At 70.6% G+C, this 22,048-nt stretch carries 22 protein-coding genes; 12 read left to right on the top strand and 10 right to left on the bottom strand.

The annotated features are described in order from the left end of the window. Window positions 1-65 precede the first annotated feature (65 nt). Window positions 66-1,376: an FtsX-like permease family protein gene (locus ACFZDJ_RS18685; RefSeq protein WP_390935367.1), complete on the bottom strand. Its 1,311-nt coding sequence runs from the start codon at window positions 1,374-1,376 to the stop codon at window positions 66-68. 3 nt (window positions 1,377-1,379) lie between these two features. Further along, entirely contained in the window at window positions 1,380-2,165 is a 786-nt protein-coding gene (locus ACFZDJ_RS18680; RefSeq protein ID WP_391060578.1) for an ATP-binding cassette domain-containing protein, read from the bottom strand. A 167-nt stretch (window positions 2,166-2,332) separates the two neighbouring features. Between ACFZDJ_RS18680 and ACFZDJ_RS18675 the strand changes: the two genes are divergently transcribed. From ACFZDJ_RS18675 to ACFZDJ_RS18665, 3 genes are read left to right on the top strand one after another with little or no spacing between them, the layout of a single operon-like run. Then, window positions 2,333-3,013, top strand: a complete 681-nt coding sequence (locus ACFZDJ_RS18675; protein ID WP_067360371.1) for an ABC transporter permease — start codon at window positions 2,333-2,335, stop codon at window positions 3,011-3,013. Beyond that, complete coding sequence (locus ACFZDJ_RS18670) at window positions 3,010-3,681, top strand: ABC transporter permease (protein ID WP_384915221.1); 672 nt, start codon at window positions 3,010-3,012, stop codon at window positions 3,679-3,681. Before ACFZDJ_RS18675 ends, ACFZDJ_RS18670 begins: the two co-directional genes overlap by 4 nt. Then, window positions 3,678-4,613, top strand: coding sequence for a glycine betaine ABC transporter substrate-binding protein (locus ACFZDJ_RS18665; protein ID WP_390935375.1), 936 nt, complete (start codon window positions 3,678-3,680; stop codon window positions 4,611-4,613). Before ACFZDJ_RS18670 ends, ACFZDJ_RS18665 begins: the two co-directional genes overlap by 4 nt. Before the next feature lie 5 nt (window positions 4,614-4,618). On the opposite strand, the gene ACFZDJ_RS18660 is transcribed toward ACFZDJ_RS18665, so the two are convergent. Next, window positions 4,619-5,458 (bottom strand): DUF1206 domain-containing protein, encoded by an 840-nt coding sequence (locus ACFZDJ_RS18660; protein ID WP_390935377.1) that lies wholly within the window; start codon window positions 5,456-5,458, stop codon window positions 4,619-4,621. 307 nt (window positions 5,459-5,765) lie between these two features. On the opposite strand from ACFZDJ_RS18660, the gene ACFZDJ_RS18655 reads away from it, so the two are divergent. Genes ACFZDJ_RS18655 through ACFZDJ_RS18645 form a run of 3 tightly spaced genes read left to right on the top strand, consistent with a single transcriptional unit; the run spans window position 5,766 to window position 7,359 of the window. Then, window positions 5,766-6,350, top strand: a complete 585-nt coding sequence (locus ACFZDJ_RS18655) for a hypothetical protein (RefSeq protein WP_390935379.1) — start codon at window positions 5,766-5,768, stop codon at window positions 6,348-6,350. Beyond that, window positions 6,347-6,745 (top strand): hypothetical protein, encoded by a 399-nt coding sequence (locus ACFZDJ_RS18650; RefSeq protein ID WP_391060190.1) that lies wholly within the window; start codon window positions 6,347-6,349, stop codon window positions 6,743-6,745. The genes ACFZDJ_RS18655 and ACFZDJ_RS18650 overlap by 4 nt, the downstream gene beginning before the upstream one ends. Before the next feature lie 29 nt (window positions 6,746-6,774). After that, on the top strand, window positions 6,775-7,359 hold the full coding sequence (locus ACFZDJ_RS18645; protein WP_391060188.1) for an alpha/beta hydrolase: 585 nt from the start codon (window positions 6,775-6,777) through the stop codon (window positions 7,357-7,359). 99 nt (window positions 7,360-7,458) lie between these two features. Here the strand turns inward: ACFZDJ_RS18645 and ACFZDJ_RS18640 are convergent, their stop codons facing one another. From ACFZDJ_RS18640 to rhaI, 7 genes are all read right to left on the bottom strand, one after another. Further along, complete coding sequence (locus ACFZDJ_RS18640; protein ID WP_391060186.1) at window positions 7,459-8,613, bottom strand: ATP-binding cassette domain-containing protein; 1,155 nt, start codon at window positions 8,611-8,613, stop codon at window positions 7,459-7,461. Window positions 8,614-8,635: 22 nt separating this feature from the next. Further along, window positions 8,636-9,283, bottom strand: a complete 648-nt coding sequence (locus tag ACFZDJ_RS18635) for an LUD domain-containing protein (RefSeq protein WP_391060184.1) — start codon at window positions 9,281-9,283, stop codon at window positions 8,636-8,638. Next, window positions 9,280-10,761, bottom strand: a complete 1,482-nt coding sequence (locus ACFZDJ_RS18630) for a LutB/LldF family L-lactate oxidation iron-sulfur protein (RefSeq protein ID WP_391060182.1) — start codon at window positions 10,759-10,761, stop codon at window positions 9,280-9,282. The genes ACFZDJ_RS18635 and ACFZDJ_RS18630 overlap by 4 nt, the downstream gene beginning before the upstream one ends. Further along, the gene (locus ACFZDJ_RS18625) at window positions 10,758-11,513 is read right to left on the bottom strand and encodes a heterodisulfide reductase-related iron-sulfur binding cluster (RefSeq protein ID WP_391060181.1); all 756 of its coding nucleotides are present in this window, start codon (window positions 11,511-11,513) and stop codon (window positions 10,758-10,760) included. The genes ACFZDJ_RS18630 and ACFZDJ_RS18625 overlap by 4 nt, the downstream gene beginning before the upstream one ends. Before the next feature lie 141 nt (window positions 11,514-11,654). Further along, window positions 11,655-13,103: an FGGY-family carbohydrate kinase gene (locus tag ACFZDJ_RS18620; protein WP_391060178.1), complete on the bottom strand. Its 1,449-nt coding sequence runs from the start codon at window positions 13,101-13,103 to the stop codon at window positions 11,655-11,657. Continuing rightward, window positions 13,100-15,139, bottom strand: a complete 2,040-nt coding sequence (locus tag ACFZDJ_RS18615; protein WP_391060176.1) for a bifunctional aldolase/short-chain dehydrogenase — start codon at window positions 15,137-15,139, stop codon at window positions 13,100-13,102. The genes ACFZDJ_RS18620 and ACFZDJ_RS18615 overlap by 4 nt, the downstream gene beginning before the upstream one ends. Window positions 15,140-15,287: 148 nt before the next feature. After that, window positions 15,288-16,448 carry an L-rhamnose isomerase gene (rhaI, locus tag ACFZDJ_RS18610; protein WP_391060174.1) on the bottom strand — a complete coding sequence of 387 codons (1,161 nt, stop codon included), beginning with the start codon at window positions 16,446-16,448 and terminating at the stop codon, window positions 15,288-15,290. Window positions 16,449-16,777: 329 nt separating this feature from the next. Between rhaI and ACFZDJ_RS18605 the strand changes: the two genes are divergently transcribed. The 6 genes from ACFZDJ_RS18605 to ACFZDJ_RS18580 all read left to right on the top strand — a co-directional run bounded on the left by ACFZDJ_RS18605 (window position 16,778) and on the right by ACFZDJ_RS18580 (window position 22,029). Further along, on the top strand, window positions 16,778-18,295 hold the full coding sequence (locus tag ACFZDJ_RS18605; protein WP_389596558.1) for a sugar ABC transporter ATP-binding protein: 1,518 nt from the start codon (window positions 16,778-16,780) through the stop codon (window positions 18,293-18,295). Beyond that, window positions 18,292-18,477 (top strand): hypothetical protein, encoded by a 186-nt coding sequence (locus ACFZDJ_RS18600; RefSeq protein WP_391060171.1) that lies wholly within the window; start codon window positions 18,292-18,294, stop codon window positions 18,475-18,477. The genes ACFZDJ_RS18605 and ACFZDJ_RS18600 overlap by 4 nt, the downstream gene beginning before the upstream one ends. Next, window positions 18,474-19,514, top strand: a complete 1,041-nt coding sequence (locus tag ACFZDJ_RS18595; protein ID WP_391060169.1) for an ABC transporter permease — start codon at window positions 18,474-18,476, stop codon at window positions 19,512-19,514. Before ACFZDJ_RS18600 ends, ACFZDJ_RS18595 begins: the two co-directional genes overlap by 4 nt. After that, window positions 19,507-20,484, top strand: a complete 978-nt coding sequence (locus ACFZDJ_RS18590) for an ABC transporter permease (protein ID WP_168498846.1) — start codon at window positions 19,507-19,509, stop codon at window positions 20,482-20,484. The genes ACFZDJ_RS18595 and ACFZDJ_RS18590 overlap by 8 nt, the downstream gene beginning before the upstream one ends. Window positions 20,485-20,608: 124 nt before the next feature. After that, window positions 20,609-21,691 (top strand): rhamnose ABC transporter substrate-binding protein, encoded by a 1,083-nt coding sequence (rhaS, locus tag ACFZDJ_RS18585; RefSeq protein ID WP_101402492.1) that lies wholly within the window; start codon window positions 20,609-20,611, stop codon window positions 21,689-21,691. Between the two features lie 17 nt (window positions 21,692-21,708). Next, window positions 21,709-22,029 carry an L-rhamnose mutarotase gene (locus ACFZDJ_RS18580; protein ID WP_390935410.1) on the top strand — a complete coding sequence of 107 codons (321 nt, stop codon included), beginning with the start codon at window positions 21,709-21,711 and terminating at the stop codon, window positions 22,027-22,029. Window positions 22,030-22,048 lie beyond the last annotated feature (19 nt).

Below are 22,048 nucleotides of genomic sequence, written 5' to 3'. Positions count from 1 at the left end.
CTGCGGGGCCTCGCAGGAGTCGGCGCTTCCCGAACGGGCGTCTGACGTCATCGTCCGCCGCCCGCTCACGCGACCAGGGTCACCGCCGCCACGGCCGGCGTCCGCAGGGTGCGGCGGGCCGTGCACAGGACGGTCCCCAGGGTCACGGCCGCCGCGACCGCGACGACGGCGAGCCAGATGCCAGGTCCCTGGCCCGGCCACGGGGAGCCCGTGCGCACGGCGCTGAACGCCAGGACCCCGGCGAGCCCGGCGAGGGTGCCGAAGAAGACGCCCGTCACCGTCAGGATCAGTCCCTCGGCACCGACCACCCCGAGCACCTGCCCCGGCGTGGCACCCGCCAGCCGCTGCTGCCCGAACTCCCGGCCGCGGTAAGTCGTCGCCGCGTACAGGGAGTTGATCAGCATGACGCAGCAGAAGACCACGATGATGCCGACGACCGTCAGGTTGAGCGTCTCGAGGTTCTTCGCATCGACCGACTTCGGAACACCGGAGGCCCTGATCGCGTCACTCTCGACCGCCTGCATGGTCAGCGTCGCCGACGCCATGCAGGTGAAGAGGATCAGCGGCATCAGGACACCGGACATCTCCGCGGCACGCCGACGCAGGTTCCGTACGGCCAGATACCCGCTCGGGCCCGCCAGAGGCAGCCGGTCGAGCAGGCCCTCCAGCAGCCGCGGCGCCAGCAGCGCGCACCCCACGGACAGCAGGATCGCCCCGTACGCGGGAGGCGCCATCAGCGCGGCGTCCTCGGCCGAGAACGCGAAGGTGGAACAGACCGCCGCACCACCGACGAGCAGAGCCGCGTACGCGAGGAACGTCCGTGCCCGACCCCTGGGGCGACGGCGGAGCGTCACCCGCCGCACCGCGAGCAACGCCGCGCCCGCCGCGGCCGGCACCGTGATGCCGATGCCCGACCCGAGGGCGACGGGACCGAAGGAGTGGTCGACGGACCGGGCGACCTGGCCGCTGTCCTGGAAGACGCCCAGCAGGGCGCGTCCGCCGAGCATCGCCGGACCGATCGCCAGTACCGCGCCCAGCAGGGCGATCACCACCGCCTCCCCCACGACCATCCGCCCGATCTGTGCGGGAGTCGCCCCGGAGCACCTGAGCAGCTCCATCTCGGCGCCGCGCTGACGGACGTTCACCGTCAGGGTCGAGGCGATCGCGAAGAACACCAACAGGGTGCCGTAGCCGCCGACGACGCCCGCCGCGGTGGACAGCGAACCCGCGCTCACGGAGTCCACGCCCGACTGCGCGGCCGTGTCGTGCAGGGAGTTGAAGGTCATGACGATCGCCGCGCCGAGGAAGGCGGACAGCAGGGTCGCCGTGGCGCGCCCGGGGCGCTGCCGGAGGGAACGCAGAGCCAGAGCGAACACGGCTCACACCCCCACCCTCGTGTCGTCGCCGAGGTGTGCCAGGCGCTCGGCCACGGCGTCCGCCGTCGGCGCGTGCAGATGTCCGGCCATCCGCCCGTCCGCGAGGAACACGACCGCGTCGGCGTACGAGGCGGCGAGGGGGTCGTGCGTCACCATGACGACCGTCCTGCCGTGCACCCGTACCGCCTCCTGAAGCAGCCGCAGCACATCCCGTGCGCTGCGGCTGTCGAGGGCGCCGGTCGGCTCGTCCGCGAAGATCACCCGAGGCTCGGCCACCAGCGCCCGCGCGATCGCCACCCTCTGCTGTTGCCCGCCGGAGAGCTGGTCGGGCAGGCTGCCGAGCCGGTCGCCCAGACCGACCGCCGTCAGGACCTCCCGCGCCCCGGCCCGGTCGACGCGCCGCCCGGCGAGCTTCAGCGGCAGGACCGTGTTCTGGGCGACGGTCAACGTCGGAAGCAGGTTGTACTGCTGGAAGACGAAACCGATCCGGCCGCGCCGGAACTTCGTCAGCTCGGCCTCACCGCCGTCCGTCAGCTCCACTCCGTCGACCCGCACGATGCCGCTGTCGGGCCGCTCCAGCCCGGCCGCGCACCGCAGCAGCGTGGACTTGCCGGACCCCGAGGGCCCCATGACCGCGGTGAAGCTGCCGCGCGCCAGGCCGAGGCTCACTCCGTCCAGCGCGGTCACGGCGCTCTCCCCGGCGCCGTAGGTCTTCGCGACCTCGACCAGCCGCAGCGCCTCCTGGGCGGGTTCCGATTCGTTCGTACGTCGCGAGGTGCGGCGCAACATCGTCATCACTCTCCGTCCGGCACGCCCTGTGCCTCGCTCACGACGCTACGGAGCGAACGCCCGACCCACATGGGGCGCAGAACCCGTATCGCGGGGTGTACTCAGTGACACCCCGTACGGGTCACCAGAACGCGCCGACCCCCGCCCGCCCCCGATGGAATGGACGCGTGACCGCGCCTCCGGACGACTGTCTCGCCCGCAACGAGTGGATCTGCGGTGAGTATCTGAGCACGCGCCGCCAGATCCTCCTGGACGCGGTCGTCCAGCACCTCCAGCTCACGGCGGTCTCCGTGCTCGTCGGACTCGTCATCGCGGTGCCGCTGGCCGTCCTCGCCCGTCGCTGGGGCTGGGCGGCCGGACCCGTCCTCGCGGTGACCACGATCCTCTACACCATCCCGTCCCTCGCGATGTTCTCGCTGCTCCTGCCCGTGTACGGGCTGTCGGCCACGCTGGTCGTCTCCGGACTCGTCCTCTACTCGCTGACCCTCCTCGTCCGGAACATCCTCGCGGGTCTGCGCGCCGTCCCCGAGGAGACCCGGCAGGCCGCCCGCGGCATGGGATACGGGCCCATCCGCCTCCTGCTCACCGTGGAACTGCCGCTGGCGGTGCCCGCGTCGATGGCCGGACTGCGCATCGCCACCGTCTCGGCCGTCTCACTGGTGACGGTCGGCGCGATCGTCGGCTTCGGGGGACTGGGCAACCTCATCTACGCGGGCATGAACACCTACTTCAAGGCGCAGGTCCTCACCGCGTCCGTACTCTGCGTCGTCATCGCCGTCGCCGCGGACCTCCTCCTGCTCGCGGTGCAGCGGCTCATCACCCCCTGGACCCGGGCGGCCCGCGGGTGAGCACCCTGACCGGGGCCTGGGACTGGCTCAGCGACCCCGCGCACTGGTCCGGGGACGACGGCGTCTGGCACCGCCTCGCCCAGCACCTCGTCCTGACCGTCGTCTGCCTCGTCATCAGCTGCCTCATCGCGCTGCCCGTCGCCCTCGTTTTGGGCCACCTCGGCAAGGGCGGCGCGCTCGCCGTCAACATCTCCAACATCGGCCGCGCCGTACCCACCTTCGCGGTACTGGTCCTCCTGCTGCTCACCCCGCTCGGCAAGTGGGGCGAGGGTCCGACCGTCGTCGCGCTGGTCCTCTTCGCCGTACCGCCGCTGCTCACCAACGCCTACGTCGGGATGCGCGAGGTCGACCGGAGCGTGGTGCGCTCGGCGCGAGGGATGGGGATGACCGGGCGACAGATGCTGTTTCACGTGGAACTGCCCCTTTCGCTCCCGATGGTCATGAACGGCGTACGGATCGCCGCGGTCCAACTCGTCGCGACCGCCACGATCGCCGCGCTCGCGGGCGGCGGCGGACTCGGCCGGATCATCACCGCGGGCTTCAACCTGGCGAGTACCCCGCAGGTCGTCGCCGGCGCGATCCTCGTCGCCGTCTTCGCCCTGATCGTCGAGGGGATCTTCGAGATCGCCGAACGGCTGGCACCGCGCTGGGCGAGGGGCATCCGATGAGGCGAGGCGGCGCCCTGCTGAGCCTGGTCCTGCTGACCGGCTGCGGCACCGGCCCGTCCCTGGAGAACCGCGGTGCGGTCACCGCGCCGCCCGGCGACAGCAAGCACCTGACCATCGGCTCGGCGGGGTTCACCGAGAGCGACCTGTTGGCCCAGATGTACGCGCTGCTGCTCGGTCAGGCCGGATACAAGACCTCCATGCTGACGGTCGCCAACCGCGAACTCTACGAACCCGCCCTGGAATCCGGTCAGATCGACGTCGTACCGGAGTACGCGGCCACCTTCGCGGACTGGCTGAACGCCAAGACCCACGGTGCGGGCGCGCCGCCCGTCGGCTCACCCGATCTCGCCGCCACGATGAAGGCGCTCAGGTCGCTCGCCACACCGCGCGGCCTCACCGTCCTCGACCCGGGCAGGGCCGTCGACCAGAACGCCTTCGCGGTGACGGCGGCGTACGCCAGGCAGCATCACCTGAAGACCCTCAGCGACCTCGGCGCGTCCCGTCTTCCGGTACGGCTCGCGGCGGGCGACGAGTGCGTCCAACGGCCCTACTGCGAGCCCGGGTTGAAGAAGACGTACGGCATCGACATCACCGGCGTCGACCCGAAGGGTGTGGGCACCACCCAGGCGAAGCGGGCCGTACAGAGCGGCCAGGACCAGATGGTCCTGACCACGACGACGGACGCGACGCTCGACGAGTTCGGCCTCGTCCTCCTCGCCGACGACAAACATCTGCAGAACGCCGACTACATCGTGCCCGTCGTCAACCGCTCGCGCGCCGGCGGCGAGGGCGTCACCAAGGCACTCGGCAAGCTCAACGACGTACTCACCACCGCTGACCTGGCATCGATGAACCAGCAGGTGGACAGCTGGCGACGGCTGCCCGAGGACGTGGCGCGGACCTATCTGAAGGACAAGGGCCTGCTGAAGTGACGCCCTCAGACCCGGCGCCAGCGCGCCATCGCGAAGGAGAACAGACCGAACAGTACGAGTCCGGCGGCGACGCACACCAGCAGCCACGGTCCCGCCGGGGTGTGGGCGAACGAGCGGATCGTGTCGTCCAGCCCCTTCGCCCGGTCGGGTTCGTAGTCGATCGCCGCGCGCACGGCGAAACAGCCCGCCGCGGCGAACACCAGCCCGCGCGCCGCGCCGCCGCCCACGCCGGTCACATCCACCAGCCGTCGTGTGCGCGCAGACATCTGACCGAGCTTCAGCTTCTTGTGGTACTTGCGCAACACGGCCCGCCCGCCGATCAGCAGACCCGCCACGACGATGCCGACTCCGGCTGCGCCGACGATCCACTGCCCCGCCGGCAGATCCAGCACCTTGGCCGTCACGTCCCGCGACTGCCGGTCGCTCGAACCGTGCCCACCACTGCCCGAACCCGCCGCGAACGACAGCACCGAGGAGGCGACGAACGCGTAGAACACGAACCGCACGGCCGACAGCAGCCGCTTCTTCGCCGCCCGGCCGTCCGCTCCGGCGGAACCGAAGCACGCCTCGGACAGCCGCCACAGCGCCATGCCGACGAGGCCGACACCCAGCGCCCACAGCAGCACCGCGCCGAAGGGCTGCTGCGCGATCTCCGCGACGGCGCCGTTGCGGTCCGCCTGGTTCTTCCCGTCCCCGAAGGCGATCCGCAGCGCCAGCACACCGACCAGCAGGTAGATCACGCCCCGTGCGGTCAGCCCCGCCCGGGCGGCGTACTCCACCCCCGAGCCCCTCGCCGCGCGTCGAGCCTTGATGCGTCCGGTCCGTGCCGTCGCACTTGCGTTCATGTGGACCTCCCGCGGAACGGGTGCCCTCGCATCGGAGAGACACACGCGTGCGGGAGTGGCCAGATTGCGGTATTCCGATGCCGGATGAGGCCTTCCTCCCTGAGCTTGTCTCGCTACGCTTCAAGGAGGTGCTTTGCCACGGGGGGTTCACATGGCCAGTGCGGAATTCAAGCCGAGGACAGAGACCTCTCGGCCCCGTGCCGAGACTCCGCCCTCCACTTTCGAGCCGGTGGCAAGGCGGGAGACCGGTGAGCGGTTGCGGCAGCCTGAACCTGAAACACACTCCGGCGGATATGACACCTACCACGTGAAGCGGAGTTCGGGCGCTGCCGAGCGATTCGCGGAGGCACTGCGCACCGCCGGGCCCCCGCTCATCGACTACCGCGACTACGAGTCCTTGCTGAACCTGGCCCGTGAGCCGCGTCCCCATCAGGTCAGCTCCCTGAATCCCGACGAGGCGACGACTCCGTTGGTGTACGTCTTCGGCCCGATCATCGACAGCCAGGTGGCGATCAACTCCCAAGGGAACGTGACCCAGAATCGGACCGACGTACGGCCCGAGCAGTTCTACCGGGCGCAGTTCCGGCCGACGCGGCGTGCCGACCCCGTACAGGTGGTGGAAACCCTGCGGGTCGAGGTCGACCGGCTGGGGCTGGACCTCTACGCGCAGTACGTCATTCGGCAGGCCGCAGCGGTGATCAAGGTGGAACTGGCCCGCCCCCCGATCAATGAGGCACGTGTCCGCGCGGCTGTCGAGCAGATCCTCGCCTGCCTGGCCGGGCAGCCCGGCGGCTCCCCTCTCACAGCCCGCCTGACGGCCCTGGCCGCTCGCCTGGACGCTGTCCTCGGCAACGCGGCGGAAGAGAACTCCCATTCAGGAGGCGGACGTTGACGAGTTCGGGCGGTGCCCAGTTCCACGGGCCCATTCACGGCAGCCAGATCGCGATCGGCGGTCGCAACGTCACCCAGCATCAGTACGTGACGGCCGACGAGGGGGCGAGCGCCCGGCTCGCCGAGGCCGTGCGGTCGCTGTTCGCGGCGCTGGAGACGCTCGGCCTGGCCGCCGAGGACGAGACCGCCGTGCGCCAGGACGCGCGGGCCGCTCTGGCGGAGGCCGCCCGGTCTCAGCCGGACATGGGACGCCTGCGCGGTCTGCTGGGTCGGATCAGGGCCGTACTCGTATCGGTGGCGGCCGGCGCGGCCACGGGGGCTGCCACGGGCGCCGGCACCGGAGCGGCCGAGCTGGCACACGCCGTGCTCGTCGACCTGCAGAACGCCCTGCCCTGAACCCGCCCTCTCCTGGCCGATAATGAAGGGTGACTTCGAACTCGCGTTCCTTCCTCATCCTGCACGGCTGGCAGAACCACCGCCCCGTGGACCACTGGGAGCACTGGCTGGCGAACGAGCTGACCGCCCGCGGCCACGCCGTCACCTACCCGCAGCTCCCGGAGCCCGACCATCCGGACCTGGCGTTGTGGCTCGACCGGCTCCACACCCACCTCGACTCCCTCGGGCACGAGCACGAACGGGTGGTCGTCTGCCACAGCCTCGCCGTCCCGCTGTGGCTGCACGCGGCGGCCCGCGGCCGGGCCCGCGCCGACCGGGTCCTTCTCGTCGCACCGCCGTCCGACGAGGTCATGGCCGGCTACGAGGACATCGCCGGGTTCGCCGGTTCCGGCGCCACCGCCGCGCACCTGCGCACCGCCGCCCCCGTGACCCGGCTCGTGGCCGCCGACGACGACCCGTACTGCCCGGGCGGCGCGGCCAAGGAGTACGGCGTACCTCTCGACCTCGACACCGACGTCATCCCCGGCGGCGCCCACCTGGACCTCGACGCGGGCTACGGCCCCTGGCCGTCGGCCCTCGACTGGTGCCTGACCCCTGAGGTACGCCTCTCGTGACGGGCGCGCGCCCCAAGCGGCGCGGGGAACTGCGCGACCGGCCACATCGGACCCGCGGCGTCGAACAACCCGCATCCCCCGCCCAACCCGGCGGAGCGCTCACGCATCGGAGACCGAGTCGAAGGACACCTGCCCCCGCCGCACCCCCCGCGCATCCGCGTCCACCGACCGCCGCAGCGCCTCGTGCAGTTTCGCCGGGGTGAGTACGCCGAGGAAGCGGGCCCCGTCCAGTACCGCGACCCAGCCCGCGTCGTGCTGGAGCATCACACCGAAGGCCTGCTTCAGCGGGGCGCCCACCGGGACCCATGAGTTCATACGATGCGCTCGGTCGCCGACGGACCCACCCGCCGCCAACGCGTCGACGCCCACCCACCCGTGCAGATCACCCTCCGCGTCCAGGACGACCGCCCATCGCGCGCCCTGCGCGAGCAAGCGGGCGACCGTCGTCCCGGCGGGCTCGTCCAGGCGGGCGACGGGCGGCTGTTCCAGGTCGTCGGGCTCGATCTCGGTGACCGACAGCCGCTTCAGCCCGCGGTCGGCGCCGACGAACTCGGCGACGTAGGGGGTGGCCGGGGTGCCTAGGACGGCTCCCGGCGCGTCGAACTGCTCGATGCGGCCCTGCCCGTACACCGCGATGCGGTCGCCGAGCCGTACCGCCTCCTCGATGTCGTGCGTGACCAGCAGCACCGTCTTGCGCACGGTCTCCTGCATGCGCAGGAACTCGTCCTGCAGCTGTTCCCGGACCACCGGGTCGACGGCCCCGAAGGGCTCGTCCATCAGCAGCACGGGCGGATCGGCGGCGAGCGCCCGGGCCACTCCGACCCGCTGGCGCTGGCCGCCCGACAACTGTTCCGGATAGCGCGAGCCGTACGTCTTCGGGTCCAGGCCCACCAGATCGAGCAGTTCGGCGGCGCGCGTCCGCGCCTTCGCCTTCTTCCAGCCGATGAGCGTCGGCACGGTCGCCGTGTTGTCGAGGATCGTCCGGTGCGGGAACAGGCCCACCTGCTGGATGACGTACCCGATACGCCTCCGCAGCCGCACCGGGTCGACCGTGGCGATGTCCTCGCCGTTCACGAAGATCCGGCCCGAGGTCGGTTCGATCAGCCGGTTCACCATCATCATGGTCGTCGTCTTGCCGCAGCCCGACGGGCCGACGAGCGTGACGAGTTCGCCCTGCGCGACCTCGAACGAGAGGCCGTCCACGGCCGTCGTACCGTCCGGATAGCGCTTGGTGACCTGTTCGAACCGGATCATCCCCTCACGCTAACCGCGCAGGTCACTCCCCGCTCACCAGCACCACTTCCAGGGTGCGCGGACCGTGCACCCCCTCGACCCGGTCGAGCTCGATGTCGCTGGTCGCCGACGGGCCGGAGATCCAGGTCAGCGGGCGGGTCGGGTCGAGCCGCTCCAGGGCCTGGGGGACGGAGGAGACGACCTGGTCGGGGACACGGACGACACAGATGTGGTGATCGGGGACCAGCGTGATGCGACGGCACCCCTGGTCCGGGCCGCCGTCCAGGACGAGGGTGCCGGTCTCGGCGATCGCGAGCGCGCACGCGGTCACGACGCTGTCGACGCGGTCCAGCTCGCCCGAGGTGTCCTCGGCCCGGTCCGGGACGCGCGTCACCTCCGACGCCGCCAGCCACTGCGCGTCCAGACCCGCCGGTAGGACCACCGACGTCGAACCGTGTCCGGCGAGCAGCCCGGCGATGGTCGCGGCCAGCTCGTCGGCCGCGCAGCGGTGCACCAGCGCGCGGTAGTCGGCGAGGTTCTCCGCCAGCAGATCCACCGTCTCCGCGACGCTCCGCCCCCCGTGCTCGCGCAGGTACCCCCGCTCGATGGCCTGCTCGTACGGCGTGTCCTCGCGCGGCACATCGGCGAGCGCGCGCCGCACCCGCCCCAGGATCAGATCCCTGCTGCTCACTTGTCCGTGTCCTTTCCGCCGTGCGTACGCTGCCACCAGTCACGGAACGGCTCCGCGGGGACCGCCGGCAGATCCCGGGTGCCGCTCCACGCCTTGCCGGGGCCGGGCAGCGAGCGTGGATGGAAGCGGCGGGTCCGGGAGGCGAGCCGCTGGCCGGTGCGCAGCGCGCCGGGGTGGCTGAACGCCCAGCGTGCCGCCCGCATCGCCGCCCGCTCGGCGGCGTGCCCCTTGGCGGGCTTGAGAACGACCTTGTTGCCCTCCCGTGTCACCGGTCCGCCCTCGGCGATCCGTTCGCGCAGGTGGACGAGGACTTCGGGGATGTCGATGGCGACCGGGCAGACCTCGTAGCAGGCGCCGCAGAGCGTGGAGGCGTACGGGAGCGAGGCGTCGATCTCGCTTGCGGTGCCCCGGAGTTGGGGGCTGAGGATCGCGCCGATCGGGCCGGGGTAGACCGAGCCGTAGGCGTGGCCGCCGGCGCGCTCGTACACCGGGCAGACGTTGAGACACGCCGAGCAGCGGATGCAGCGCAGGGCCTGGCGGCCGACCTCGTCGGCGAGGGTGTCGGTGCGGCCGTTGTCGATGAGGACCAGGTGGAAGGTCTGGGGGCCGTCCTCCTCAGTGGTGCCCGTCCACATCGAGGTGTACGGGTTCATGCGCTCGGCGGTCGAGGAGCGGGGGAGGGTCTGGAGGAAGACCTCCAGGTCCTGCCAGGTCGGCACGATCTTCTCGATGCCGACGACGGAGATCAGCGTCTCGGGGAGGGTCAGGCACATCCGGCCGTTGCCCTCGGACTCCACGACCATCAGGGTGCCGGTCTCGGCGACCATGAAGTTGGCGCCGGAGATGCCGACCTTGGCGCGCAGGAACTTCTCGCGCAGGTGCAGTCGGGCGGCCTCGGCCAGTTCGGCGGGCGTGTCGGTGAGGCCTTCCGGCGCCGGGCGGCCCCACTCGCTCATCTCGCGCGCGAAGATGTCGCGGATCTCGCCGCGGTTGCGGTGGATGGCCGGGACGAGGATGTGGGAGGGCCGGTCCTTGCCCAACTGCACGATGAGCTCGGCGAGATCGGTCTCGTAGGCGTGGATGCCCTCGGCCTCCAGGGCTTCGTTGAGGCCGATCTCCTGCGTGGCCATCGACTTGACCTTGACGACCTCGCTCTCCCCGGTCATCTTCACCAGGTCGGTGACGATCCGGTTGGCCTCGTCGGCGTCGGCGGCCCAGTGCACGATGCCCCCGGCCGCGGTGACCGACTCCTCCAACTGCACGAGGTAGCGGTCGAGATGACGGAGCGTGTGGTCCTTGATCTGCTTGCCGGCCTCGCGCAGGGCGGCCCAGTCGTCGAGTTCGGCGACGGCGACCGCCCGTTTGGCGCGGATCGTGTGGGTGGCGTGGCGCAGATTGCCGCGCAGGGTCGGGTTGTTGACCGCCTCGTGCGCCGCCTTGGGAAACGCGGGCATACCGACGAACGTGCCACCGCTCATGCGCTCGGCTCCTCTTCCGTACTGGCCAGGATCTCCGCGATGTGCACGGGCCGCATCCGCGTCTCCAGCCGGGCCATCGTGCCGCCGATGTGCATCAGACAGGAGTTGTCGGCGGCGCACAGCACCTCCGCGCCCGTCGACTCGGCGTTGTGCGCCTTGTCGGCGCCCATCGCGGCCGAGACATCGGGGTTCTTGACGGCGAACGTGCCGCCGAAGCCGCAGCACTCGTCCGCGCCGGGCAGCTCGCGCAGTTCGAGCCCCTTGACGGCCTGGAGGAGCCGGCGCGGCCGGTCGCCGAGCCCGAGACTGCGCAGCCCGTGACAGGTGGGGTGGTAGGTGACGGTGTGCGGGTAGTACGCGCCGACGTCCGTCACGCCGAGCACATCCACCAGGAACTCGGTGAGCTCGTACGTCTTCGGCACCACCGGGGCGAGGGCGGCCGCGAGGGTGTCCCCGCGGCCCTCCGCCCGCGCCCGCTCACCCATCCGTGGATACAGCTCCCGCACCATCGCGCCACACGACCCGGAGGGCGTCACGATCGCCTCGTACGCACCGAAGACATCGGAGAAATGGCGGGCCAGTGGCTCGGCCTCATGCCGGTACCCGGTGTTGTAGTGGGCCTGCCCGCAGCAGGTCTGCGCCATCGGGAAGTCGACCTCGACGCCCATCCTGGTCAGCAGTTTCACCACGGCGCGGCCGGTGTCCGGATAGAGCGTGTCGTTGACACAGGTCAGGAACAGGGCGACACGCATCGCAGCTCCTTGGGATCGATCATCGGATGAGTGCAGGGTACGCGGAGGGCGAGCGGTAGGGGAGCCCCCGTTCATGGACACGGGCGAGTCCCCCTCGCGGACGGGTGAAAGGCCCCCGTCACGGCGGGCGGGAGTTCCCGTTCACCCGAGGGTGAGCCGGTCCTCCGCGGCGCGCCAGGCCACCGCGTCGCCCCGGGGCTCGTACCGCCGCAACGGCTGCGTACGGGCGAGGAGTCGCCGCATCGACGTACGGTCGCCGACCAGACCGTGTGCACGGGCCTGGACGAGGACGTTGCCGAGCGCGGCGGCCTCCGCCGGGCCGGCCACGACCGGCAGTCCGCAGGCGTCGGCCGTCAGTTGGCACAGGAGTTCGTTGCGGGTGCCGCCGCCGACGATGTGGACGACGTCGACCGGGTGGTCGGCGAGGGCCTCGGCCTCGCGGATCGCCCTGCGATGGGCGAGTGCGAGCGAGTCGAGAATGCAGCGGGTGATCTCGGCGCGCGACTCGGGGACGGGCTGTCCCGACTCCCGGCAGGCGTCGGTGATCCGGTCCGGCATCCGGCCGGGGGTCAGGAAGGCGGCGTCGCCCGCGTCCACCACCGACCGCAGCGCGGGCACCTCCGCGGCGGCCCGCAGCAACTCACCCAGGTCGGGCCGGCCCCATTCCCGTACGCACTCCTGGAGCAGCCACAGGCCCATGATGTTCCGCAGATAGCGGACCGTGCCGTCCAGGCCCAGTTCATTGGTGAAGTTGGCCGCGCGGCTCGCCTCGGTGAGGACCGGCCGCTCCAGCTCCAGGCCCGCGAGGGACCAGGTGCCGGTGCAGATGTACGCGAACCGCTCACCCGCCGCCGGCACGGCGGCGACCGCGGACGCGGTGTCGTGCGAGCCGACGGTCGTCACCGGGACCGGGCCCCTCAGCCCGGTCTCCTCCAGGACCCGCGGGAGCAGCAGACCGGCCGGGTCGCCCGGCTGCCGCAGCGGCGCGAACAGCGTGAGGTCGATGCCGAGCCGGTGCGCGAGGTCGTGGGACCAGTCACGGGTGCGCGGGTCGATCAGCTGGGTGGTCGAGGCGTTGGTGATCTCCGTGCCCGCCTCGCCCGTGAGCCAGTACGCCAGCAGGTCGGGAACGAGCAACAGCCGCTCGGCAGCGGCGAGTTGCGCCGTCGAGCGGGCCGCCGTGAGTTGGTACAGGGTGTTGAAGGGCGCGTACTGGAGCCCGGTCGCCGCGTACAGCTCGGCGGGGGGCACGGTGGCCCACACCTTCTCCGCGACCCCCTCGGTGCGGGCGTCGCGGTAGTGCACCGGGTTGCCGAGCAGCGCGCCGTCGGCATCCAGCAGCCCGTAGTCCACGGCCCAGCTGTCGATGCCGACGGAGTCGACCTGCCCGGCCGCCCGCAGCCCGTCGAGCACCCCCGCGTACAGCGCGAGAATGTCCCAGCGCAGCCCCTCGGGAACCCGCACCGGCCGGTTCGGGAAGCGGTGCACCTCCGTGAGCTCCAGCTCCTCCGGGCCGACGCGGCCGACCATGACGCGTCCGCTGGACGCGCCGAGGTCGACCGCGGCGAAGCTCTTCACATGCTCGCTCATCGCAGGAATGCCGCCGCGACACCCGCGTCGACCGGGACGTGCAGACCGGTGGTGTGGGTCAGGTCCCCGCCCGTCAGGGCGAACACGGCGTTCGCCACGTGCTCGGGCAGCACCTCGCGCTTGAGGATGGTCCGCTGGGCGTAGAACTCGCCGAGCTTCTCCTCCTCGATGCCGTACGTCGCCGCGCGCTGCGCGCCCCAGCCGGCCGCGAAGATGCCCGAACCGCGCACGACCCCGTCGGGGTTGATGCCGTTCACCCGGATGCCGTGCTCGCCCAACTCGGCGGCGAGGAGCCGGACCTGATGCGCCTGGTCGGCCTTGGTCGCGGAGTACGCGATGTTGTTCGGACCGGCGAAGACCGCGTTCTTGGACGCGATGTAGACGATGTCCCCGCCCAGCTTCTGCTGGATCATCACCCGCGCCGCCTCCCTCGACACGAGGAAGGAGCCACGGGCCATGATGTCGTGCTGGAGATCCCAGTCCTTCGCGGTGGTCTCGAGCAGCGGCTTGGAGATGGAGATACCGGCGTTGTTCACCACCAGGTCGACTCCGCCGAAGGCGAGCACCGCCGCCTTGAAGGCCTCCGCGATCTGCTCCTCGGAGGTCACGTCGACAGTGACGGCGACGGCCTTGTCGGGCCCGCCCAGCGAGGAGGCGACCTCGGCGGCGTTCTCCGCGTTGAGGTCGGCGATCACCACGCACGCGCCCTCGGCGACGAGCCGCTCGGCGATCGCCTTGCCGATCCCGCTGCCCGCCCCCGTCACCAGCGCCACCCGGGTGGCGAGCGGCTTCGGCTTCGGCATCCGCCGGAGCTTGGCCTCCTCCAGCGCCCAGTACTCGATGCGGAACTTCTCCGACTCCTCGATCGGCGCGTAGGCCGAGACCGCCTCGGCGCCCCGCATCACGTTGATCGCGTTGACGTAGAACTCGCCGGCCACGCGCGCGGTCTGCTTGTCCTTGCCGAAGGAGAACATGCCTACGCCGGGGATCAGCACGATGGCCGGGTCCGCGCCGCGCATCGCGGGGGAGTCGGCGTCGGCGTGCCGCTGGTAGTAGGCGGCGTACTCCTCGCGGTACTCGCCGTGCAGCTCCTTCAGCCGCGCGATCGCCGCGTCCAGTTCCACGGTCGGCGGCAGGTCGAGGACGAGCGGCCGGACCTTGGTCCGCAGGAAATGGTCGGGGCAGGAGGTGCCGAGCGCGGCGAGGCGCGGGTGCTCGGCGCTCGCGAGGAAGTCGAGGACGACGTCGGAGTCGGTGAAGTGGCCGACCTGCGGCCTGTCCTGCGAGGCGATGGCCCGGATGTACGGCGCCAGCGCCGCGGCCCGCTCCCGGCGCGGGGCGGCCTCCAGGGCCGTGTACCCCTCGACCACGGGCCCGAAGGGCTCCGCCTTGCCACGCTCGACGAGGAACGCCTCGGCGGTGCGGATGATGTGCAGCGAGTTGCGCTCGCACTCCTGAGCCGTGTCGCCCCACGCCGTGATGCCGTGCCCGCCCAGGACGCAGCCGATCGCCCGCGGGTTGGCCTCCTTGACCGCCGCGATGTCCAGACCCAGCTGGAAGCCGGGCCGGCGCCACGGCACCCACACCACACTGTCGCCGAAACACTCGGCCGTCAGCTTCTCGCCGTCCGCCGCGCAGGCCAGCGCGATCCCGGAGTCGGGGTGCAGATGGTCGACGTGGGCCGCGTCCACCAGCCCGTGCATCGCCGTGTCGATGGACGGGGCCGCGCCGCCCTTGCCGTGCAGGCAGTAGTCGAACGCGGCGACCATCTCGTCCTCGCGCTCCACCCCCGGGTAGACCTCCGTCATCGCCCGCAGCCGGTCCAGCCGCAGCACGGCGAGCCCCGCCTCGGTCAGGGTGCCGAGATCCCCACCCGACCCCTTCACCCACATCAGCTCGACATCACCGCCGGTGACAGGGTCGGTGTCGGTGCCCTTCGCGGAGGCGTTGCCGCCGGCGTAGTTCGTATTGCGCGGGTCGGCACCGAGCCGGTGCGACCGGGCCAACAGAGCGGCGGCTTCGGGATGGGATGCCATGTTTCTTGGTCCTTAGAGAAAAGAAGAGTGAAGAGAGCTGACAAACCTGTGCTGGAGCGCCCCGTCAGGGGCGCGGGGAACTGCGCGACCAACGACATACGGCCCGCGGCCTGCGACGGTCCGCACAGGGCAGACGAGACTCAGCCGCTCAGGCCCCCCATCCGGCCTGCTGCCCACCGACCCGCTCCGCCGCGATCTTCTCCCCCCACCCGGACCGGCGATACGCCGAGACGGGATCCGCATCCAGCCCCAGCTCCTCACGCACCTCACCCAGCAACGGCCGCACATCGGTGTTGTACGCGTCCATGACCACCGCGTTCGCGGCGAGCACATCCCCCGCACGCTGAGCGTCGGCCAGCGCCGCACCGTCCACGAGCAGCGCCTTCGCCGTCGCCTCCTGCACGTTCATCACGGAACGGATGATCGCCGGGATCTTCGCCTCGATGTTGTGGCACTGGTCGAGCATGAAGGCGACGTCCGGAGTGAAGCCACCGCCCCGGATCACCTCGTACATGATCCGGAACAGCTGGAAGGGATCGGCCGCACCCACCATCAGGTCGTCGTCGGCGTAGAACCGCGAGTTGAAGTCGAACGCGCCGAGCTTCCCCTCGCGCAGCAGCGTCGCGACGATGAACTCGATGTTGGTGCCGGGCGCGTGGTGCCCGGTGTCGACGACGACCTGCGCCTTGGGGCCGAGCTTGAGGCAGTGCGCGTACGCCGTGCCCCAGTCCGGGACGTCCGTCATGTAGAAGGCGGGCTCGAAGAACTTGTACTCCAGCAGCATCCGCTGGTCGTCCCCGAGCCGCTCGTAGACCTGGGCCAGGCCCTCGGCCAGCCGGTCCTGGCGCTCATGGATGTCGTCCTGACCGGGATAGTTCGTACCGTCGGCGAACCAGAGCTTCAGGTCCTTCGAACCCGTCGCGTCCATGATGTCGACGCACTCCAGCAGGTGATCGAGGGCCTTCCGGCGGACGGCGGCGTCCGGGTGGCAGATGGAGCCGAGCCTGTAGTCGTCGTCCTGGAAGGTGTTGGAGTTGATCGCGCCCAGCTTCAGGCCGCGCTCCTGCGCGTACTTCGCCAGCGCCCCGTAATCGTCGACCTTGTCCCACGGGATGTGCAGCGCGACGGTCGGCGCGGCCCCCGTGAAGGCGTGCACCTGGGCGGCGTCGTCCAGTTTCTCGCGCGGATTGCGCGGGACTCCGGGCTGCGCGAACACCTTGAAGCGGGTTCCCGAGTTCCCGTACGCCCACGAGGGCGTCTCTACTGCCTGGGTCTTGAGGGCGGTCTTCACCGCGGCAAGCTCGGTCACTTCGGGGCTCCTGTGACTTCGGGTGTGGCTTCGGTTTCGAACGACTTGTGGAGCCGGGTCCGAACTGCGCTTCTGCCTGATCGGAACGGCTCTTCCGTCTGAAACGATCTGAAACGATTCAGAACGCCGAAGCTATGAGTCCACCGAAGGTGTGTCAACCCCCTGGGCGAAGACCGCCGTCCGTGACTCGGTTGTGACCTTCGGCTATCGAAAATTTCGACCCGAACCCATTGACGTGACCTGGGCTACCTGCCTAACGTCCCGGCAACCTAGTTGAAACCTTTCACGGCGTCGTGAGGCCTCTCCGCCCGCGTCGTTGAGGAGCTCACATGACCCACCGGTCCGACGCGGGTCCGGCCCCCGTACTGGCGCTCGAGGACATTTCCAAGTCCTTCGGCGCGGTACGCGCCCTGCGGGACGTGTCCCTGGAACTGTTTCCCGGCGAGGTGCACGCTCTCGCCGGTGAGAACGGCGCGGGCAAGTCGACCCTCATCAAGACGCTCGCCGGCGTGCACCGACCGGACGCCGGTCGGGTGCTGCTGGACGGTGAGCCCACCGTCTTCCACGGTCCCGCCGACGCCCGCGACGCGGGCATCGCGGTGATCTACCAGGAGCCCACCCTCTTTCCCGACCTGTCGATCGCGGAGAACATCTTCATGGGCCGCCAGCCCCGGCGCGCCCTGGGCCGTATCGACCACAAGGCCACCCACGAGTCGACCGCCGCCCTGATGAAGCGACTCGGTGTCGAACTCGACCCCGACCGTCCGGCGCGCGGACTGTCCATCGCCGACCAGCAGATCGTCGAGATCGCCAAGGCGCTCTCCTTCGACGCCCGGGTCCTGATCATGGACGAGCCGACCGCCGCCCTGACCGGCAGCGAGGTGGCCCGCCTCTTCGGTGTCGTGCGCACCCTGCGCGAGCAGGGCTCGGCGGTGCTGTTCATCTCGCACCGCCTGGAGGAGATCTTCCAGATCTGCCAGCGGGTCACGACCCTGCGCGACGGCGCCTGGATCTCCAGCGAACCCCTCGACGGCATGACCGAGGACGACCTCGTACGCCGGATGGTCGGCCGCGACCTCGACGAGCTCTACCCCAAGCAGGACGTCGAGGCGGGCGAAGTCGCCCTGAGCGTACGCCGGCTGACCCGCGAGGGCGTCTTCACCGACGTCTCCTTCGATGTGCGCCGCGGCGAGATCGTCGGTCTCGCCGGACTCGTCGGCGCCGGGCGTACGGAGGTCGCCAGGGCCGTCTTCGGCGTCGACCGCTGGGACGCCGGAGAGGTCGAGGTCGACGGGAAGCCGCTGACGAACGGGGCGCCCTCCACGGCCATGGCCGCGGGGCTCGCCCTCGTCCCCGAGGACCGGCGCGCCCAGGGCCTGGTGATGGACATGTCCATCGAGCGCAACATCGGGCTCACCGGGCTGCGTACGACCGTGAAGGCGGGGCTGGTGGACCGCGGCGCCGAGCGCAGCCGCTCCCTCGACTGGGCGGTCAAGCTCCAGGTGAAGTACGCCCGGATCGCCGACACGGTCAACACGCTCTCGGGCGGCAACCAGCAGAAGGTCGTCCTCGCCAAGTGGCTCGCCACCGGCCCCAAGGTGCTGATCGTCGACGAGCCCACCCGGGGCATCGACGTGGGCACGAAGGCCGAAGTGCACCGGCTGCTCTCCGAGTTGGCCGCCGACGGGGTGGCCGTCCTGATGATCTCCTCCGACCTGCCCGAGATCCTCGGCATGGCCGACCGCGTGCTGGTGATGCACGAGGGCCGGCTCACCGCCGAGATACCCCGCTCCGAAGCCACCGAGGAGACCGTGATGGCCGCCGCGACGGGGAGGGTTGCCGCATGACAGCCACCAGGCACGCCACTCTCGGCGCAACACCGGCGGATGTCGAGTGGGCCGCCGGTGAAAAGTCCGGAGTCGCCGGCTCGGCCGCCCGCGCCACGCCCGCCTCCCCCCAGGGGGCCGTCCCCCTCACTCGGACGGCCGACCGCCAGACCCCGAACATCCCCCGGAGGGCCGCCGCATGACGGTGACCGCACCCAATCCCGCGCCCGCCGCCGAGGTACCCAAGTCGAGTGGCACCCGGCTGGTGAACCGTGTCTTCAAGATGCGTGAACTCGCCATCCTGGTCGTCTTCCTGCTGATGATCGCCATCACCCAGATGGGCAACAGCGAGTTCCTGTCCGAACAGGGCATCAAGGACCTGCTGTTGAACGCGACGATCCTGGTGCTGGTCGCCTCCGGTCAGTCGCTGGTCGTGATCACCCGGAACGTCGACCTGTCGGTCGGCTCCACCCTCGGCATCAGCGCCTTCGCCGCCGGCACCTATCTGCACGGCGGCGGAAACCCCGTCGTCGCGATCTTCCTGGCCGTCCTGCTCGGCATCGGCTGCGGACTGGTCAACGGGCTGCTGGTCAGCCTCGGTCAGGTGCCCGCGCTGGTCGTCACCCTCGGCACGCTCTACATCATCCGCGGCGTCGACTCCATCTGGGTGGGCTCCCGCCAGATCACCGCGGCCGACCTCCCCGGCGGCTTCGTCGACTTCGGCTCCGGCGGCATCTCCGCGGTCCCGTACCTCGCCCTGATCGCGCTGGCGGTCGTGCTGGTCACCGCGTACTACCTCAAGCACTTCGGCAGTGGCCGGGAGCTGTACGCGCTGGGCTCCAACCCGGAGGCCGCCCGGCTCGCCGGCATCCCCGTCCGCAAGCGGATCCTCACCGCGTACGTCGTGTGCGGCGGCCTCGCCGGACTCGCGGGCGCCCTGTACCTCGCCCGCTTCGGCAACGTCGACTCCGGCACCGGCACCGGCTACGAACTCACCGTCGTCAGCGCGGTCGTGGTCGGCGGTGTCGTCTTCACCGGCGGCTCCGGCAGCGTCTACGGCGCCGCGCTCGGCGCGCTGCTGCTGACCTCCATCAACAGTGTGCTGCCCGCCCTCGGCGTCAGCTCCGTCTGGGTGCTCGCCATCAACGGCATCCTGCTCATCCTCGCCATCGCGGTCGACCGGATCGTCGCGCTGCGCGTGGCCTCCGCACTGAAGAAGAGGAACGCCCGCCATGGCTGACTCGCCCCTCGCGCGCGCCGTCCGCTGGGACACGGTCGTCGGCGCCCTCCTCATCGTCCTGCTGCTGTTCTCCTTCGGCTTCGTCGACGGGTTCGGCAACGCCCTCAACCTGTCGTTCCTGATCGGCAACACGCTGCCCATCGCGCTGATCGCGCTGCCGATGACCCTGCTCGTGGTGGCCGGGGAGATCGACCTCTCGGTCGCCTCCACGGCCGGTCTGTCCGGCTCGGTGATGGGTGCTCTGTGGAACCAGGGCATGACCATCGAGACGATCATCCCGCTGTGCCTGCTGCTCGGCGTGGTGTGCGGACTGGTGAACGGCCTGCTGGTGACCCGGCTCGGACTGCCCTCCCTCGCCGTCACCATCGGTACCCTCGCCGCCTACCGGGGCATCGCGCAGATCGTGCTCGGCTCGGACGCGGTGACCGACTTCCCCGCCCAGTACCAGGACTTCGCGGCCGGGCGCATCGGGAACACCTTCATCCCGCAGGCCTTCCTGCCCTTCCTCGTACTCCTCGCGATCGCCGTGGTGGTACTGCACGCCACCCCGTTCGGGCGCTCGGCCTTCGCGGTCGGCGCCAACGAGGAGGCCGCCCGGTTCGCCGGCATCCGCGTCAAGCGGCAGAAGCTGATCCTCTTCGTCGCCACCGGCTTCATGGCCTCGCTCACCGGCATCTTCTGGGCCCTGCACTACGCCAGCGCCCGTTACGACAACGCCAACGGCCTCGAACTCTCCGTCGTCGCCGCCGTCCTGCTCGGCGGCATCGACTTCGACGGCGGCAAGGGCACGCTCGGCGGCGCGATCGCGGGAGTCTTCCTGCTCGGCGCGCTGCAGAACGTGATGAGCCTCCTGAACGTCTCCGCGCAGTCGCAGATCGTCGTCACCGGCGTTCTGCTCGTCATCTCCGTACTCGGCCCCCGGGTCGCCCGGCAGATCTCCGTAGCGAGGGCGGCACGCTCCGCCGGATAGACCGTTCGAGAACCGCGGGTCGTCCGTGCCCGGTCCCGCCCACGCGGCGGAGCCGCGTATCCGATACAAGCCCCGCACCCCTTCAGGCGCACGCCGCACTCACCTCCGTCAAAAGGAACCCGCCATGCGCAAGTCATCCCTCCGCCGTACCGGCGCGGCGCTCGCCGCCGTCACCTCGCTCGCCCTGGCCGTCACCGCCTGCGGCGGCACCACCAAGAACGACGTGAAGAGCGGGGGCGGCTCGGCCGCCGCGACCGGCAAGGCCGACCCGAACGCGGCCACGAAGAAGGGCCTCACGGTCGGCTTTCTGCCCAAGGCGGTCAACAACCCGTACTTCACCTCGGCGGACAAGGGCGGCGAGAAGGCGCTGACGGAGCTCGGCTCCAAGTACAAGGAGGTCGGCCCCAGCAGCGCCACCGACACCTCCGGCCAGGTGAGCTACGTCAACACGCTCACCCAGCAGCAGGTCAACGCGATGGCCGTGTCCGCGCAGGACCCGGGCGCCCTGTGCACCGCGCTCAAGCAGGCCATGAGCAACAAGATCAAGGTCGTCACCTACGACTCCGACACCAACCCCGAGTGCCGCAACGCCTTCGTCTCGCAGGCCAGCGCCGAGGACCTGGGCCGTACCGAGGTGCAGCTGCTCGCCGAGCAGATCGGCTACAAGGGCGAGATCGCGATCCTGTCCGCCGCGCAGACCGCGACGAACCAGAACACCTGGATCGACTTCATGAAGGAGGAGCTGAAGGACCCCAAGTACAAGGACGTCAAGCTGGTCAAGGTCGCCTACGGCAACGACGACGCCCAGCAGTCCTTCCAGCAGACCCAGGGCCTCCTCCAGGAGCACCCGAACCTCAAGGGGATCATCTCCCCGACCACCGTCGGCATCAAGGCCGCGGCCCAGTACCTCTCCGGCTCCAAGTACAAGGGCAAGGTCAAGCTGACCGGCCTCGGCACCCCCAACGACATGCGCAAGTACGTCAAGAACGGCACCGTCGACGCCTTCGAGCTGTGGGACCCGGCGAAGCTCGGCGAACTCGCCGCGCGGACGGCCGTGGCGCTGTCCTCGGGGCAGATCACCGGAGCCGAGGGCGAGACCTTCAAGGCCGGTGACATGGGCTCGTTCACCATCGGCAAGGACGGCGTGATCAACCTGGGCAAGCCGACCGTCTTCAACGCCAAGAACATCGACCAGTTCAACTTCTAGGATCCGAGGGTCCCTTGATGCAGCGTGTGTGCTTTCTGCTGAAGGTCCGTGCGGACCGCCTCGACGAGTACCGCGAGCGGCATGCCGCCGTGTGGCCCGAGATGCTCGACGCGCTCTCGGCCACCGGCTGGCACAACTACTCGCTCTTCCTGCGCGAGGACGGCCTGCTGGTCGGCTACTTGGAGACCGAGGACTTCGCGGCCGCGCAGGCCGGCATGGAAGCCACCGACATCAATGCCCGTTGGCAGGCGGAGATGGCGCCGTTCTTCGAATCGCTGGACGGCGCCAGACCCGACGAGGTCATGAAGCCCCTCACCGAGGTCTTCCACCTCGCCTGATACCCGCCGACCCCCTCTG

It is taken from the genome of Streptomyces sp. NPDC007896, assembly GCF_042959425.1.
Lineage (GTDB): Bacteria > Actinomycetota > Actinomycetes > Streptomycetales > Streptomycetaceae > Streptomyces.
The sequence above is the reverse complement of the archived record's forward strand: the minus strand, read 5'-3'. Positions and strand labels throughout refer to the sequence as shown.